Annotated in this window: 16 protein-coding genes; 4 read left to right on the forward strand and 12 right to left on the reverse strand. The window is 46.8% G+C overall.

The genetic code is table 11. The annotated features are described in order from the left end of the window. Positions 1–30: 30 nt before the first annotated feature. Both QUA70_RS15330 and speB read right to left on the reverse strand, forming a co-directional pair. Positions 31–588: a thioredoxin family protein gene (locus tag QUA70_RS15330; RefSeq protein WP_333068721.1), complete on the reverse strand. Its 558-nt coding sequence runs from the start codon at positions 586–588 to the stop codon at positions 31–33. Between the two features lie 133 nt (positions 589–721). Beyond that, a complete protein-coding gene (gene speB / locus QUA70_RS15335; RefSeq protein WP_333330118.1) occupies positions 722–1,651 on the reverse strand; it encodes an agmatinase in 930 nt (309 codons plus the stop codon). Between the two features lie 274 nt (positions 1,652–1,925). On the opposite strand from speB, the gene QUA70_RS15340 reads away from it, so the two are divergent. After that, positions 1,926–2,849 carry an alpha/beta fold hydrolase gene (locus QUA70_RS15340; protein ID WP_333330115.1) on the forward strand — a complete coding sequence of 308 codons (924 nt, stop codon included), beginning with the start codon at positions 1,926–1,928 and terminating at the stop codon, positions 2,847–2,849. 42 nt (positions 2,850–2,891) lie between these two features. Here QUA70_RS15340 and QUA70_RS15345 read toward each other — a convergent pair whose 3' ends face one another. From QUA70_RS15345 to QUA70_RS15355, 3 genes are all read right to left on the reverse strand, one after another. Next, the gene (locus tag QUA70_RS15345; protein WP_333348308.1) at positions 2,892–3,320 is read right to left on the reverse strand and encodes a DUF202 domain-containing protein; all 429 of its coding nucleotides are present in this window, start codon (positions 3,318–3,320) and stop codon (positions 2,892–2,894) included. 220 nt (positions 3,321–3,540) lie between these two features. Next, on the reverse strand, positions 3,541–4,956 hold the full coding sequence (locus QUA70_RS15350; RefSeq protein WP_333348305.1) for an LCP family protein: 1,416 nt from the start codon (positions 4,954–4,956) through the stop codon (positions 3,541–3,543). Between the two features lie 104 nt (positions 4,957–5,060). After that, positions 5,061–5,435: a hypothetical protein gene (locus tag QUA70_RS15355; RefSeq protein WP_333330106.1), complete on the reverse strand. Its 375-nt coding sequence runs from the start codon at positions 5,433–5,435 to the stop codon at positions 5,061–5,063. A 244-nt stretch (positions 5,436–5,679) separates the two neighbouring features. Between QUA70_RS15355 and rpe the strand changes: the two genes are divergently transcribed. Beyond that, entirely contained in the window at positions 5,680–6,381 is a 702-nt protein-coding gene (gene rpe / locus QUA70_RS15360; protein ID WP_006632078.1) for a ribulose-phosphate 3-epimerase, read from the forward strand. Positions 6,382–6,477: 96 nt separating this feature from the next. On the opposite strand, the gene QUA70_RS15365 is transcribed toward rpe, so the two are convergent. The 5 genes from QUA70_RS15365 to QUA70_RS15385 form a co-directional block, all read right to left on the reverse strand. Continuing rightward, positions 6,478–7,260, reverse strand: coding sequence for a DsbA family protein (locus QUA70_RS15365; RefSeq protein ID WP_333330104.1), 783 nt, complete (start codon positions 7,258–7,260; stop codon positions 6,478–6,480). A gap of 427 nt (positions 7,261–7,687) precedes the next feature. Next, on the reverse strand, positions 7,688–8,200 hold the full coding sequence (locus QUA70_RS15370) for a hypothetical protein (RefSeq protein WP_242723034.1): 513 nt from the start codon (positions 8,198–8,200) through the stop codon (positions 7,688–7,690). Between the two features lie 116 nt (positions 8,201–8,316). Beyond that, on the reverse strand, positions 8,317–8,760 hold the full coding sequence (locus tag QUA70_RS15375; RefSeq protein ID WP_333330099.1) for a hypothetical protein: 444 nt from the start codon (positions 8,758–8,760) through the stop codon (positions 8,317–8,319). Positions 8,761–8,838: 78 nt separating this feature from the next. After that, entirely contained in the window at positions 8,839–9,021 is a 183-nt protein-coding gene (locus QUA70_RS15380; protein WP_333254282.1) for a CsbD family protein, read from the reverse strand. 393 nt (positions 9,022–9,414) lie between these two features. Continuing rightward, positions 9,415–9,621, reverse strand: a complete 207-nt coding sequence (locus QUA70_RS15385) for a hypothetical protein (protein WP_333330096.1) — start codon at positions 9,619–9,621, stop codon at positions 9,415–9,417. 557 nt (positions 9,622–10,178) lie between these two features. On the opposite strand from QUA70_RS15385, the gene urtA reads away from it, so the two are divergent. Next, the gene (gene urtA / locus QUA70_RS15390) at positions 10,179–13,106 is read left to right on the forward strand and encodes an urea ABC transporter substrate-binding protein (protein WP_333330093.1); all 2,928 of its coding nucleotides are present in this window, start codon (positions 10,179–10,181) and stop codon (positions 13,104–13,106) included. Positions 13,107–13,204: 98 nt separating this feature from the next. Here urtA and QUA70_RS15395 read toward each other — a convergent pair whose 3' ends face one another. Next, on the reverse strand, positions 13,205–13,681 hold the full coding sequence (locus QUA70_RS15395; protein ID WP_333330090.1) for a hypothetical protein: 477 nt from the start codon (positions 13,679–13,681) through the stop codon (positions 13,205–13,207). Positions 13,682–13,864: 183 nt separating this feature from the next. Here QUA70_RS15395 and uvrB point away from each other — a divergent pair, with 183 nt between their 5' ends. Further along, on the forward strand, positions 13,865–15,877 hold the full coding sequence (gene uvrB, locus QUA70_RS15400; protein ID WP_333348302.1) for an excinuclease ABC subunit UvrB: 2,013 nt from the start codon (positions 13,865–13,867) through the stop codon (positions 15,875–15,877). Positions 15,878–16,157: 280 nt separating this feature from the next. Here uvrB and QUA70_RS15405 read toward each other — a convergent pair whose 3' ends face one another. Then, positions 16,158–16,340, reverse strand: coding sequence for a hypothetical protein (locus QUA70_RS15405; protein ID WP_333348299.1), 183 nt, complete (start codon positions 16,338–16,340; stop codon positions 16,158–16,160). Positions 16,341–16,904 lie beyond the last annotated feature (564 nt).

The following is a 16,904-nucleotide window of genomic DNA, read 5'->3' on the forward strand; positions in this document are numbered from 1 at the left end:
TTAGTGCCGGAACGTTAATTTTAAATCTGCCTATGCTCGCCATTTGACGGAACAGCCTATTGCCTCTGTAGTTGAAGGCTCAACGGGTTGACTGTTGAGCAATTGGTCGATCGCACTCCGCAGATAAGAAACCTGCACCGCCGCCGGATCGTCAGCGTTGTCGTCAATTAAACCTTTATAGCGCAGTTTGCCGTCTTGGTCTAATAAAAAAACCTCCGGCGTTTTAGAAGCCCCAAAACTTTCAGCCACATCTTGAGCAACATCTCGGATGTACGGGAAGTTGAGTTGATTGTTGGCGGCAAAAATTTTCATGTTCTCAAAACTGTCGTCGGGATACTGGTTTGCATCATTAGCATTAATCCCGATTAAGGTAACATCTCGATCTTGAAAATCTGCTTGAAGTTCTTTCATACGATTGAGATACAACTGCACGTAAGGGCAATGATTGCACATAAATATCACCGCTATCGCCCGAAATTTTTCTAAATATCGAGCTAAATGGTGAACTTCTTCGTCAACTCCCGGCAATTCAAAATCGGGAGCGTAGCCGTTAATGGGAGTACCCGTTGTATCGATTAGTAAACTCATGTTTTCAGGAGGTGAAGAGGAGTATTTGCCAGCATGAAAGATGAAACTGTCAGCACGAATAAAATTGGCTGTTGTTTGGCTTTAGCTTAATTCTAGCCTTGCCAACAGCCTATTGTGATTCGTACTTCGCGATTTATTCCTCGTCTGGCTTTAGCCAACCTTGAGCCAGAGCTTGGTATCCAATAAGTTTGTATGCTAATTTGGCGGCGGTAAATTCTGAGACTACAGAATCTACAATAGGTGCTAATTCCATAATGTCACACCCAATTACTTCGTAGGACTCGAATACGCGGCGCAAAAATCCGGTGAGGGAATACCAATTTAGTCCGCCCGGTTCGGGAGTGCCAACCCCTGGCATTAATGTTGGATCGATGCCGTCTAAGTCGATCGTCAAAAATACTCGCTTAGTTGTTATGCTGGCAATTGCCCGATCGGCCCAATCCGGTTGAGTAGCGATTTCTCTGGCTCGAATCACGTTTAGCTGTTTTGCTTTAATCAAGTCGGCTTCTTCCTTGCAGATAGCGCGAATCCCGATTTGCAGTGTGGGTAAGCCCATATCGACAACACGTCGCATCACGCAGGCGTGGTTGTGAATCGAGCCTTCGTATTCGTGCCGCAAGTCGCCGTGGGCATCGATTTGCACGACTGTGAAAGGTTCGTTTGGGTATGCTTGGCGATAACCTTCGACAACGCCTGCAGTGATGCTGTGTTCGCCTCCGAGGGAGATCACAAATTTATTTTCGGTAACTAGCTGGTAGACGGCTGCTTGGGTGACTTGCAGCATTTCTGAGGATGAAACTGGTTGCCTGTTGCGGGTATCGGCGATCGGCTCTTTTGTATAAATTCCGACATCGTAGCAAACTTCGGAATCTAATTCTTCGTCGTAGCACTCGAGTTGATGAGAAGCTTCTAGAAGTTTAGCGGGCCCGTTTTCGCACCCCCGGCGGTAAGTGGTTGTTGCCTCGTAGGGAATTGGTAAGATAACTACTTTGGCTGTGTCGTAGTCGGGTACAATTTCGGAACCGAGAAACGGCACGACGGAAGTTGGGGCGATCGTTGGCATAGGGGAAATTTCAATAAAGCAAAGAAGTCAGCATCTTTAATCCTGACATAATATCGGCTCTAACTGCAAAGTCATCAGTCAGAAGGAAGAATAAAGAAGGAAGAGGAAAGAGGGAAGAGGAAAGAGGTATTAACCGCAGAGGGCGCAGAGGGCGCAGAGGGAGGAGGGAAGGAAGGTTTGGGATTTATGTCCTAGTGGTTGCCTCGAATTGCGATACGGTTTGTAGTAATGACGGAAGTCCTTCTCACTCTTAAATTTTTACTTTTTTATTTCTATGGCATCTTCTAGTCCCGCTTTGTCAACAGTTGTTTCGCCTCAAACTTGGCTGTGGAAAGGCTTTCCCATTTGCTACCAAACTGCGGGAACGCAGGGGCCTGCGGTGGTGTTTGTTCACGGTTTCGGTGCGTCTTGGGGTCACTGGCGCAAGAATTTGCCGGCGCTGGCTGCTGATTGCCGCTGTTATGCGATCGACCTCATCGGTTTTGGCGGTTCTGCTAAACCCGCGCCCAAGCTTGAGATTGACTATACTTTTGAAACTTGGGGTCAGCTAATTGCTGATTTTTGTCGGGAAGTTGCGGGCGGGCCGGCTTTTTTGGTGGGAAATTCGATCGGCTGTGTGGCAATTATGCAAGCGGCAGTGGATTTTCCCGATATTGCTGAGGGCGTAATTTTACTCAATTGTTCCCTGCGGTTGCTGCACGATCGCAAACGCGCCGAATTGCCTTGGTATCGCAGTTTTGGAGCGCCAATCGCACAAAAAGTTTTAAATGTCAAGTGGATAAGTAAACTATTTTTTAAACAATTAGCAACGCCAAAAACAGTAAAAAAAGTGCTTTTGCAAGCTTATCGCCGTCCTGAAGCTGTCAGCGACGAACTGGTAAATATGCTGCTGGAACCTGCTAAAGACAGCGGCGCAGTGGAAGTATTTGTAGCATTTATCAGTTATTCTCAAGGGCCACTACCGGAGGATTTGTTGCCGCGTTTGAGCTGTCCTGCTTTGATTTTGTGGGGTACGGACGACCCTTGGGAGCCGATCGCATTGGGGCGAGAATTGGCAAAGTTTCCGGCTGTTGAAAAGTTTATTCCTTTGGAGGGAGTGGGCCATTGTCCCCAGGATGAAGCGCCGGAATTGGTCAATCCTATTTTACTCGATTGGATTAAAGAGCGATCGAGATTTGCCGAAAATCCGCCCCTTTAATCAACAAAGGAATAGGCACTTTAGCTAAGCGATCGGGTTAACTTAGAATTGAGAGTTTTTAGGAGTTGAAGTGGGAGCTATATTTCCGCGATCGCGCCATAGCAACAACGGAATGCTTAACGTTCCTAAAATCATTACAACTCCAGTCAGAATCCAAACTAGCACACGATTTGGGCGATAATCACCTCGCTCAATTTGCCAGAAAACTCGATTATAACGCCATGCTGCTAAGGCAATCACCGCAATCCCAAAAACGACCAGACTCAGCCCCAAAGTTTCTGAGTTGAAGAAGGGAGGGGAGGAAACTTCTTGCTGACTCACTGTAGCTTGAAATTGACGGAGAAACAAACTGAACCGACTGATCGCAAACCCAAAACCAATTAAAGCGAGTGAAGTTCGTAACCATGCAAGAAAGGTGCGTTCATTTGCCTGATGTTCCCGCTGTCGGTCTATTTTATCACCCTTGTTCATCAACCTTACCTTGATAAAATATCTTAAGCTTTCCCTCGTTGATTATTGTTTCACTTGTGATTGCGGAGGGAAGTATCGCTATTGCGATCGTGATTCATCATCACCAAAAAATATAGTATCAGTAAATCGACAAAAAAGCGATCGCCTCCATCTCTACCAACAGAAAATAAGAGGACACAGCAATGCTGTGTCCCTACAAATTCCCCAGTTATAATCCAGTTTAAAAAGACTTAGCCGCACCGCCGGACTGAGCCTTTTTCTCCAACCAATCCTGACCCAATCTGATTGTCACATCCGACTGCAAAGAACCGGTACTCTCAACCAGCACATCTCCAAAACCCAAAAACTGGCGAATCGCTTGAGCACCTTTAATATCGCCCTGTTGAGCTACTAGAGTAGTTACCTCCAGCGGTTCGGGCCAAGCTTTATAAACCTGAACATTCCGATAACCCGCTTGAGTCAAAATCTTGACAAAATCTTCAACAGCCGATGGATCTCCGGTACTATCTTGAATCGCCACATTCAGAAAAGTCGCATCAGCATTCTCAATTTCCCAAGTATTTTGGCCGAAGTCAAAATGTTCCGCCACCATAGTTTCGATGGCATATTGGTCTGGCAACCAAAAACTTGACTTGTAATCTTTCGCATCGCTAAATTTACCGGGAACCATCAACATCTGCACGCCAGCGCGATCAGTTTGAGTAGCAAAACCAGCCAAAGCTACCAATTCTTCTATACTCAAATTCGTGTCAAGGTGAGACTGAATCACCGATAAAATCTTCGGTAGTCGAGACAGCAAACCTACATTTACTTCCTGTTCCACAAAAGCCCGCATCAACAATTGCTGGCGCTGCACCCGCCCGATATCGCCCAAATCGTCGTGCCGGTAAAGCAAATATTGCACAATTTGTTCGCCGTTGAGCTTCTGCTTGCCAGCCTTTAAATCTATATATAAATGCTGGCTGTGATCGGTATACTTCATGTCTTTCGGGACATTAATAGTAATGCCACCAAGGGCATCTACCAAACTTTTTATGCCATGAATATTAACTGTGACATAGCGGTCAATTCCCACGCCGCCCAAGAGTCCGCTGACTGCCTTCGCTGACGAAGCTGGACCCCCGTAGTAATTAGCTTCGTTTATTTTCACCTCGCCCCTACCTTCAACATAGGTGCGGGTGTCTCGCGGAATGGAAAGCACGCTTAACTTTTTATTTTGAGGGTCAAACCTAACCAACAGCATGGTATCGGTTAAGCCCTTAAATGAGTTTTCCCAAACCTCGTATCCGACATTTTTGTTGGCACTTCCTTCGATGTCAGAGGTCAGAACTTTAAGTCCTAAAACTAAAATATTAACTGGGCGAGTCAGCTCCGGCATCTTCATGTTGAGCTTTGCCATGTCGCCTTGAGAAAATACTGCTGCTTCTTCAGGGCTCAACTTTTGTTGCTGAAGCGGCGTTGTAGAAAGGGACACGGCTAGCAACGCTCCGGCTGTCGCTGAGAGCATGGCTACTCCAGCCAAACCAAAACCAAAACCCAGCCAGCGGCCTCGATGGGGCTGGGAAGCTTTTTTGGTTGCAGGTTGAGCAGTTGATTGTTGGATAGGGTCTTGATTAGGAATTTTTTGAGCTGGCACTGGCTTCCTCACACACAACAAAAATAAAAAAGATAATGGCAATATGTAGTATCAAGCTGAAGACGCAATCAATCAATACCGTAGGGGCCTAAAAGAACCCTAAATTATGATAAATGTTTGCCCACCACTTGCTCGGCTACGCGGCTAATTCCGGGCAACCATAGCGGTTGACGCTTCCAGAGGCGAACCATCAGTCCCAGAGCAACGATGAAATAGCTGGTTGTTAGCAGGCTACTCATTAATAACATGGGAAGTGTCGGAGATTCCGCAGAAATCGCTCCAGCTTCTAAAAGAATATGTCCTAAGAGCCAACTAAAAGCAAGGGCAATTGCCAAGCGGCTGATGGCTTTGCGTTCGGGACTACCCTGACGGCGGTAAAGAGTCCACAGGGCGGGGAAAAAGCCGATGACTGGGATCATTAATACAAACAGACTGCCACGATCGAGTTCAGGATTTTCTAAGGGATCTGTTTTTTTCATAATTCGGTACTCAAAATTTGCAGAAGGTCAGATTTTGCACACAAGTTATTTGTTAGAGGGAAAATTGATATCCTAAACCAAAATTCCGAGAGCTGGGCTGGGGCGATCGCCAAACTTGTCTGTCAGAGGCAAAATTTTTCTGCCCTGCCAATCTCGCGACCGATCGTTGGCAACTTTTCGGCCCGGAGACCCGTATTTTGATAAACTGGATACAGCACAGGAGACAGGAGAACCCACGAAAGCCATGACCCAATCCCAAAAACCGATTGTTATTGCTCCATCCATATTATCAGCCGATTTTAGCCGTCTTGGAGAAGAGATTCAGGCTGTCGATCGAGCTGGGGCTGACTGGATTCACGTAGATGTGATGGACGGTCGCTTTGTTCCTAATATTACTATCGGGCCGCTGATTGTTGAGGCAATTCGCCCTGTTACTACCAAGGTGATCGATGTCCACTTGATGATTGTGGAGCCGGAGAAGTACGTCGAGGACTTCGCTAAGGCTGGTGCTGACATTATTTCGGTTCATGCTGAGCATAATGCTTCGCCTCATTTGCACCGCACCCTCGGCCAAATTCGGGAATTGGGCAAAATGGCTGGTGTGGTTCTGAATCCTTCGACGCCTTTGGAGTTGATCGAGTACGTGCTGGAACTTTGCGATTTGGTGCTGATTATGAGCGTCAATCCCGGCTTTGGCGGTCAAAGTTTTATCCCGGCTGTTTTGCCGAAAATTCGCCAGTTGCGTAAAATGTGCGACGACAAGGGCCTGGATCCTTGGATTGAGGTGGATGGCGGTTTGAAGGGGAACAATACTTGGCAGGTTCTGGAAGCGGGTGCAAATGCGATCGTCGCTGGTTCTGCTGTGTTTAAGGCGAATGATTACGCAGCCGCGATCGAGGGTATCCGCCACAGCAAGCGTCCGACTCCTGAGTTGGCGGCGGTTTAATCAAAGATTTTTCTAGTTTTTCTGGTTTTTCTCGTTCCCAGCCCCAGCAGGCTGGGAACGAATTTTTAGACTCGGTTTCCCAGAGTCAGGAATTACTTATTTCGAGACAGATGCGAGAATGCTTTCCATCTCAGAAAGCTCGATCGCCCCGGAGAAAGTTTGACCGTTCATAATAAAGAAGGGAGTGCCTTGAATGCCCAGTTGTTGAGCGAGTTGCACGTCTTTCTCAATGGCGGCTTCGGCAGCGGGGCTGTTGCGATCGGTGTTAAATTTATCTAATTTTAGATTGAGCTTTTGGGCGATCGATCCGTACAATGGTTCGCCTAACTCTTTCTGCCCTTCAAACAAAGCGCTGTAGTATTCCCAGAATTTGCCCTGCTGTTGGGCAGCCCAAGCTGCTTTTGCTGCTGGCAGCGCTTGAGGGTGAATTGAAGTCAAGGGAAAATGCTTGTAAGCTAAAGTAACTTTGTCCTGGTGTTTTGCCATAAACTGCTTGACAGTATCGTGAGCGCGCGCGCAAAATGGACATTGAAAGTCAGAGAATTCTAAAAGTACAATTTGCTGGGAAGGTGAACCCGTGCTGGGAGAATCCCCGATCGAAGATTTGGGATTAGTTTTCATCTCCTGCAAAAATGACTGCTGCGCTGCTTTGAGAGACTGCTGCTGCTGTTGCTGGTACGCTTGTACCGACTCTATAATTGCTTGCGGGTTTTCGCGGATAACCTGCAAGACTTGCTCTTTCAACTTGGGATCGACTGAATTCCCAGCCGCTGACTGCGCGGGGGAACAACCGATAAATACCAGGCAACCTGCCAGGAGTACAGCCAAGCAGAAAGCTTGCTGGCTGCGGAGTTTTCGCCAAATAGTGGATACGTTCATCTTTTTTTTCTGATTCACAGCAACACTTAATCCTACATTTAATTTTGCGGAGTGTCAGGTATACCGGTGTTGACTGCTGTCCAGCTATTTTTAGCTTTGACCAATAATTAGTCATTGGCAATCGGTAATTCGTAGTCGGTAATTGGCAAGGGGTGTTAATCTCTCGAACAGCTACGAGTCCAATAATTAAGATTTAAATCCTAGGGGTTTATTATAATATAATGTCCCCTAGAAAGACCGCAATTAAAACAGTTTTTAGTCAGGACTCAAGTCCTCAGAATCTTATGAGGACTCAAGTCCTCACTACAAACGGGAGTTGGGTTATTTTACAGGACTGGATATAAAAGATAAAAGGACGATCGCCTGGGCGATCGTCCTTTTATTTGCTGCACCTATTATCCGCTTTTAGGCTTGTCTAAATCAGAGACTATTTACGGTTGTTGAGCCATTTAGCCGCAACTATTCCCAAAATACCTGCAACAACTGGATTTCCCAAAAACTTCATCAAACTCGGCTGTTCTGCCAGCACTTCTTGGAAAATATCCGGGTGATTGTGATAGGTAAACGAGGCCAGCTTGGTAACATCGTCAGCATTCATGCGGCTGGCGTGGTGAGTAGAAAGTCCTAGCTGCTTTTCCAATTGGCGATCGTCCAATCCTCTCTTGCCCAAATGCTTGAAGAATTCCCGCGCTACATCATCGCGTTCGTTTGGCTTAATTTGGGCGATCGCCTTTTGCAATTCCGGTTCCAACTGAGCCGGCGGGAGGGAGTCGTGATTTAGGGAACGCCCGAATAATTGTTTGCGCTGAGCCGGCGAAGTTCTCTGAGCAAAATCGTCAAAGTTTTCGTAATCTTCACCCGTTGTCTCAGGCATCATTTCTCGATCGCCCTGGGCTAAATCGTTCATGATTTGACGCTTGTAATTATCGCTGCTACTCATGGTAACTTTTTTCCAATCTACACAACATTTCAGTCTTAAATTGAGATTGTTTCGCCTTCAAAAGACTGCGGAATATTAAACCGTCACGCGGCTATCATTTAAGCTTGCTAACCAGGTCAAGACTTGTATTCAATCTGATTTGATTGCTGGTCGTACTTAGCAGTCAAAATCAACTTTTTGTCAGGAGCGTAAACCAAAACACTTACATCCTGATTTGGGAAATTGCGGTGAAAACCTTGTGCTAAAGATTTGGCCAAATCTTTCACTTCAGTAGGGCGGACTTGCGGGGTAATTACAACTCCCAATTTGTTATTGTCGCGCACGTAAGCATCCTGAACGAGGCCCTTAGCCGTTTTTGTTACCCATTGACCAAAATCTTGACCGGCGGCCGTATTGCCACGTTCTAGCTGCGCGTAATAACCCTGACTGCCACCAACTGCTACAGGTACATCAGTTGATTTTTGGGCTGAAACGCTGGGCGCGCACGCAGTAGTAACTGCCAGCATTAATACCAAAAGTACGCCCGCAATTATTTTGCGACTCTGCTGCAATAAACTCACCTTTTTTTCCTCCTTTCACAAAAGATTTTGAATACTTGAAAGGGTCAGGTTGCTCGACCCTCTCAATTAGTATTAGGCTTAGTCTAGTTTCTTTTTGAGCTCATCTTTTACATCTTCGATCGCGTGACCAGCTTCAGCTTGTTTTTGCTTGGCTTTGCCTTCTGCTTTATCTTTCGGATCGCCAGTAACATTGCCTAGGGCTTCTTGAGCAGCGCCTTCGATGTTTTTGCCAGTTGCCTTTGCTCTATCTTCAACGCTCATGGGTTTCTCCCTATCTGTATCAAAGTTGACAGTTTTTACTTAAACTCATTATAGGTAACTAGGAGCTGCTTTGCACTCTACCTCTAGGAATAAAATAGGAATAAAAAATGAATAACAAATGAAGATGGAAGATGGAAAAGTTATTTTTCAGTCGGGGACGGACTGCCTCTTTCATACTTATCGGTTTTTTTTACTGTTCCTGGTGGCTGCAACGAAGTATTTCTGTAAAAAAACTGGTGGATGGTCACCCCGCTTCCCGGACGTTTTTTTTTTACCCAAAAGCATTTAAAATTATAAATTTTTATTTAATTCTGCCTTCTGCCTTCTGCCTTGAAAAGTAGGGTGTGGGCAAGACCGCATCTTACCTACACCCTCAAAAAATCTGTATTAGTTTTAATCTACCTTGGTATGACATTCTTCATCTATTTTGTGCTGAAGTTCTTCTTTGAGCTGTTCAACAGCGCGCATAGTTTGAGCATTTTCTTGTTTTTGCTGACCGAGGGCTTTTTCTGTTTCCTCGCCGAGCAATGTTTCCCGGGATTTTGGTAGGGTTACTTCATTCTCGCTGCTAGTATGGGTCGCCTTTTCTTCAGTATTCATTAGTTTTTCCCCTATTGTTTGCAAAATTTATTTTTAACAAGGGTACTTAGAAGTTAACCTTATACTTATTATAAGGGAAATCACGAAGACTTCCCTCTGCCTGAAGGGAGAGAGGGGCTGGTGAAGAGTTTTGAGTTTTGAGTTTTGAGTTTTATAGTTAAGATAAATCACGGAGACTTCCATTGGCCCGAAAGGAAATAGGGAAAGGGCTATAGTGCGTGAGATTGCTTGGTGAGTCGCAAGGCGCGGGCCGTGAATGAGCTGGGGAGAGGGGAGGGGGGGAGAATTTTTCTGCAGCGCGCGATCGCATTAAGTGCCGAATGTTGTATAAGGCTCTTTCAACATCCGTAAAAAATGAAGAGACAAATAGGCGACAGGTTAGTGCAGACTTAAGTCTATGCTGAGAGTTTGACCGTTAAAATCAACAGGATCCAGCAATTCCCAAGTTTGGTGGCGATCGGGTTAAATAATCTGCTAAAGAAAAGTTAGCATCAAGGCAAACTTCGTGCTGGATCGAACTAAAATTTCTGTTATTAGTAAAAATTATCTAAAACCCTATGGGAGCAAGGAGCAGTAACCCCCTCAAGGCAGCCGGCCCGACTCGTGAGCCGATCAAAATAGGCGTGTTGCATTCGCTGACGGGCACGATGTCCATCAGCGAAATTTCTGTTAAAGATGCGACGCTATTGGCTGTTGAAGAAATTAATGCCGCGGGAGGGGTGCTCGGACGCCCCTTGGAAGCGGTTATAGAAGATGGAGCCAGCGATTTGCAGACTTTTGCTCAAAAAGCTAAGCAATTGCTCTTAGAAGCGCAGGTGGCGGTGGTATTTGGCTGTTGGACTTCGGCGAGCCGCAAAGCTGTACTGCCGGCTTTCGATCACGGCAGAGGGTTGCTGTTCTATCCGGTGCAGTATGAAGGGCTAGAACAGTGTCCGAATATTTTCTACACTGGTGCTGCCCCGAACCAACAGATTGTGCCTGGGGTGAATTACTTGCTGGCACAGGGGAAGCGGAAAATTTTCCTGTTGGGTTCGGACTATCTGTTTCCCCGGACGGCAAATCGGATTGTGAAAGCTCAACTGGCGGCACATGGGGGAGAGTTGGCGGGGGAAGTGTATCTGCCGCTGGGTTCGAGGGAAGTGGGGGAGGCGATCGCACATATTTTAGCAGTGAAACCGGATGCTATTCTCAACACTCTCAACGGCGATAGCAATGTGGCTTTTTTCCAAAAGCTGCGGGAGGTTGGCTTGAAACCGGAGGATTTGCCGGTGATGTCGGTCAGCGTAGCAGAAGAGGAAGTGCGGGCGATCGGGCCGTCCAATATTGCCGGACATTTGGTGGTTTGGAACTATTTTCAAACGGTAGATACAGCGGAAAATCGGAAATTTGTCAAAGCTTATAAAGCCCGATACGGGGAAAATCGAGTCACGGATGACCCGATCGAAGCGGCTTATTTGGGCGTTTACCTGTGGAAGCAAGCAGTAGAAAAAGCTGGTTCGACAAATGTGGTTAAAGTCAGGGCGGCTGCTAAAAATATTGAGTTTGCAGCGCCTTCGGGCAAGGTAAAAATAGATGCCCAAACTCAGCATATCTGGAAAACAGTGCGGATTGGCAAGGTGAGGGTGGACGGTCAAATTGAGGAGATTTGGAATTCCGGCGCACCGGTTCCGCCAGATCCTTTTCTCAAGGGCTATCCTTGGGCGGCGGCACTTACTACGAGGGGGATTTCTCTGGGAACTCGGGCGTCTTTGAGCGGGCTGTTTGTCATCTTGGTACTGATAACTTGGATGGCGGTGGGAGTCGGGTGGATGGGTTCTGTGGAGATGAAGAACTATTTGCTGACAATAGAGGCTGCCTCACATCCGACGGCGGGGGTTCCCGAGGCAGCAATGGCGGTGCTGGTGCAGCAAACTCTCTTGGTGGCGAGCCGCACTCAGCACTGGCTGATGGGGGCTTTGGTTTTGAGTTTGATCGCGGGGATAGTGGGTTTTGTGTCGGTGTCGGCAATTATTCGGAATCTCGGCTTGCTGCGGGAAACTGCGGAACTGATGGCGAGCGGTGATTTGACGGCTCGCTCGCCTGTTGTTTCTAATGACGCGATCGGGGTGCTATCTTCTACTCTCAATACAATGGCTCAGCAAATTAGCAGTTTGCTCAACGGTTTGGAAGTGCGGCAGCGACAGCTCGAAGAACGATCGGGCGAATTGGAAGTCGCTAAGAATGCTGCGGAAGCGGCCAACCGGGCCAAAAGCACATTTTTGGCAAATATGACTCACGAGTTGCGGACGCCCTTGAATGCGATTATCGGCTACAGCGAGCTGCTGCAAGAAGAGGCTCTGGAACTCGGCGAAGAAGAGTTTGTGATGGATTTGGCAAGCATTAATATGGCAGGCAAGCAGTTGCTCAACATTATTAGTGACATCCTGGATATTTCTAAAATTGAAGCAGGAAAGGTGACTCTTTTCTGGGAGACTTTTGAGGTGTGGGATTTGATCGAGGAGGTTGTCACTACTGTTCAACCGACGCTAGGGAAAAATGGCAATACTTTGATCGTCAATTGCGATCGCAATATTGGCACGATCTACTCCGATGCGTCGAAGCTGCGGCAAGCCCTGTTAAATTTGGCGAGCAATGCTGCTAAGTTTACCGATCAAGGCAAAATTACGATTAATGTTTGGAAGGAAGAAGGGAAGGTTTTGCCGATCGACAATTCCGAAGAACTCTCGGCAGATCCTTCTCGGTGTCAACAGCCTTCGATCGTCTTTCAAGTCACCGATACCGGCATCGGCATGACGGAGGATCAGGTGTCGAGGCTGTTCGGAGCTTTCGCTCAAGCGGACGATTCTACTACCCGCAAATACGGCGGCACCGGTTTGGGGCTGACAATTAGCCGGAAGTTTTGCCAGATGATGGGCGGAGACATTACGGTTGAGAGCGAGTTTGATTGCGGTTCTACTTTTACGATCCGGGTGCCGATTGCGGTTGCAAGCCCGAAAGAAGTGCAGGACGATCAAGAAATCGCAGAAATGCAGCCGAAGCCTTCCGAGGAGTTAGAAACGAGTGTAGCGGCGACTGAAGCGAAGCAAAAAGAAGTGCGATCGCAACCGCTGGATCTGCCCGATGCTGCTACTGTGCTGGTGATTGACGACGATCCAGACGCGCGGGATTTGATGACCCGTTGCTTGTCGAAACAGGGATTTCGGGTGCGATCGTCGGCTAGCGGTCAAGGGGGGCTTCTGTTGGCTAAGGAGTTGCTGCCCGACGCGATTATTCTGGACGTGATGATGCCGAGTATGGACGGCTGGGCGGTGCTGTCGGCATTGAAAGCCGATCAAGATTTGGTTGATATTCCAGTGATTATGATAACTTTTTTGGACGACAAAAATCAGGGTGTGGAATTGGGAGCGGCGGAGTATTTGGGGAAGCCTTTGGATTACAAGCGCTTTGCTGCTTTATTGAGCAAATATCAGCTTATCGGCAAGTAGTTAGTTGACTGTTGGCAGTGGTTATTAGCTATTAGTTATTAGTTATTAGTTATTGGTAGCAGATGACAACTAACAACTAACAACTAACAACTGACTAATTAATCTAAAAAGCCCATTAATGTCGAGCTATCGTCAATTTCGTTTGACGCAATAGGGCGGTTTCCTCCCATTGTGGAGTAAACTTCATCAATGTGAAGAGTGCTGATGCCAATAGGGCGGGCACCGGACATACTGAACATTTCACTGACTTGCATGGCGCTGGAGCCGATCGGGCGTCTTCCCACTGTCCCCACCACTTCCAAGTCGCTGGATTCCACCGGGCGATTGGCTACAATGCCGTAGGTTTCGCTGATGTGCAGGGTGCTGGTGCCGATCGGGCGATTCCCCGACATCGAGACGGTCTCGCTGATGGTAAAATCGTCTGGGCCGACGGGGCGGTTGTCATGCAGGTGTTGCGGCTGATAAAGTTGAATTCCCGCTGATTTTGCCTCTGCGGCTGCTGTCGCTTGGCTTTTGGAACTTGCTTTGCCGCGGCGGGCGATCGCATTGCCTTTATCTTTGGGGCTGAGACTCATATTTTTTTTCCTTGTGATTATTGGGCGTTGATTGCTGGGTGCGGACAACTGCTTTTCTTGGCTTTCTGCTTGCTATTTCGGCCGATGATTAAAATAATATTACAAAGTCTAACTATTTTTTTAACGAAATTGCAGAATCTCTGCATTTTTGTTAAGATTTATGGGTAATAGCTACATTTTCCTATGGTAACTGCGGCAGCATCTTTTCAATTGCAAGCGCCCTTCCAGCCCACAGGCGACCAACCGCTAGCGATTAAGCAACTCGTCAAAGGCATCGAAGCGGGCGATCGATTTCAAACCTTACTCGGCGCCACAGGTACGGGTAAAACCTTCTCCATTGCCTCGGTGATTGAAAAAATCGGTAGACCCACCTTAGTCCTAGCACACAACAAAACCCTAGCAGCTCAACTATGCAACGAACTGCGTAATTTTTTCCCTAACAATGCAGTCGAATACTTTGTCAGTTATTACGACTACTACCAACCTGAAGCATACATCGCCGTCACCGATACTTTCATTGAGAAAACGGCAGCAATTAACGACGAGATCGATATGCTGCGGCACTCAGCCACGCGATCGCTCTTTGAACGCCGCGACGTAATTGTAGTTGCTTCGATTAGCTGCATCTACGGTTTGGGAATGCCCGCAGAATACCTGAAAGCTGCTATTCCTTTGCAAGTAGGAATGGAAGTCAACCAGCGGCAAGTTTTGCGAGATTTAGTTAACGTCCAATACAGCCGCAACGATATAGATTTAGGCCGAGGCAAATTTCGCGTTAAAGGCGATGTTTTGGAAATCGGCCCCGCTTACGAAGATAGAATTATTCGCGTTGAATTCTTCGGGGATGAAATCGATGCCATTCGCTACGTTGACCCCGTAACAGGTAAAATCCTGCAAAGTTCAACGGCTTTAAATATCTATCCAGCGCGCCACTTTGTCACGGCAGAAGATAAATTAGAGGCAGCTTGTCAAGGGATAGAACTTGAATTAGAAGACCGACTGGCAGAATTTGAAAAAGAGGGTAAACTATTAGAAGCTCAGCGAATAGAACAGCGCACGCGCTACGATTTGGAAATGCTGCGCGAGGTAGGTTACTGCAACGGAGTCGAGAATTATTCGCGGCATTTAGCAGGGAGAAATGCGGGGGAACCGCCAGAATGTTTGATTGATTATTTCCCGAAAGATTGGATGTTGGTGATAGATGAATCTCACGTCACAGTGCCGCAAATTCGGGGGATGTACAACGGCGACCAAGCGCGCAAAAAAGTATTGATAGAACACGGTTTTCGCTTGCCCAGCGCTGCGGATAACCGCCCTTTAAAAGCAGAGGAATTCTGGGCAAAAGAGAATCAGTGCATCTTTGTTTCTGCTACGCCTGGGGATTGGGAAATGGAGATATCTGAAGGCAGAGTTGCAGAGCAAGTAATTCGCCCTACCGGAGTAATAGATCCGACGATTTTCGTGCGCCCGACGGAAGGACAAATTGACGATTTGTTGGGGGAAATTAAGGAGAGAGTAAGTCGGGACGAGCGAGTGTTGGTGACGACTTTAACCAAGCGGATGGCGGAAGATTTAACCGAATATTTGCAGGAAAGGGCAATTAGAGTGCGGTATTTGCACTCGGAAATTCAGTCGATTCAACGCATCGAAATTATCCAAGATTTGCAGGATGGTAAGTTTGATGTATTGATTGGTGTTAACTTGCTGCGGGAAGGTTTGGATTTGCCGGAAGTTTCGCTGGTGGTAATTTTGGATGCGGATAAAGAGGGGTTTTTGCGATCGGGACGTTCGTTGATTCAAACAATTGGAAGGGCGGCGCGGCACGTTCAGGGACAGGCTATTCTGTACGCGGATAATTTGACGGATAGTATGGTTAAGGCGATCGACGAAACGGATCGCCGCCGGGGGATTCAGCTAGCGTACAATAAGATGCACGGGATTACGCCGCAGCCGATCGCCAAAAAGCGATCGAGTAATGCGATTTTGGCATTTTTGGATGTGTCGCGCAAGCTGAATTCTCAGCAGTTGGAGGAGGTTTACGAACAGGTAAACGAGTTATCTTTGGATGAGATTCCTCAGTTAATCGGGCGGTTGGAAACGCAGATGAAGGCGGCGGCTAAGAAGTTGGAGTTTGAGGAGGCGGGTAAATTGCGCGATCGGATTAAGCATTTGCGGGATAAGCTATTGGGACATTAAGCTTGTTGTCAGGGAATTGAGGGGGGTTTTTAACCGCAGATGCACGCAGATAAACTCTGATGAATTGCTGAAGTCTGCGACTTTGCGGAGTTTTTGCAGGAAAAACAGGAAAAAGTGCGATCGTATTAAGCATTTAGGTGAAGTGCGATCGCCCTTTACCATTGTCCTATTTTTTGGATGGGAAGGGCGATCGTACTTTTTACCAGATTCCTAACCTTTGGGCTGATTCGCGATCGGATAAGTTTTGGTCTGAGCGCTAATCATCAGAAAGGTTACATAGCTATTGAGCTTGTCCAAACTTAGCTATGAAATGGTAAATTTCGTCATTACTCAGGCGGCCAAAGTCTGGCGGGTTAACTATACCCCTGCCTTTGACTACCAGTTGGGCTATAGCAATCAGCATGGTACGGACTTGCCAGCCTAAAGGATATTGTCCATCTTTTGCGCTAAAATGTTGGGACATATATTTTATGGTTAGGTTTGCTGTTGGTGGTCTGAAGTTAAGAGGTCAAACCACCTGGAGTTTTCTAGCCAAAACGAGGGTTCTGTCTGAATTACGAGTTCAGACGGCCTTTTTCGTTTTTACTACTTTGAACCGCAGATGCACGCAGATATACGCTGATCAATTGCAGAAGTCTGCGACAAGAATCTTTAGAACGGCTTGATACAGGTCAGTGCAGTCGCTTCTAGATTCTGAATTACAACAGAGCGTCCCTATCACTTGCAGGTTTAGGGGCGCTATTTATTTTTAACGGTTTTCCGGCCAATTGTCAAGTCTTTTTTGGATATTTACTCACGAAAGATTCGGGATTGAAACTGAGGGTTATCGCGGTATCTTATCCTGTTATTGCAAGCACCATAGGAGACTTTTGTACTAAACTACATTAATACTTTTGTATTAAACTACATTAATACTTTTGTACTAAACTAGATAAATACTTGTGTTTTACATAAATACTTGTGTTTTACATAAATACTTGTGTTTTACATAAATACTTGTGTTTTACATAAATACTTGTGTTTTACA

Source organism: Microcoleus sp. LAD1_D5, assembly GCF_036702115.1.
Classification (GTDB): Bacteria; Cyanobacteriota; Cyanobacteriia; order Cyanobacteriales; family Microcoleaceae; genus Microcoleus.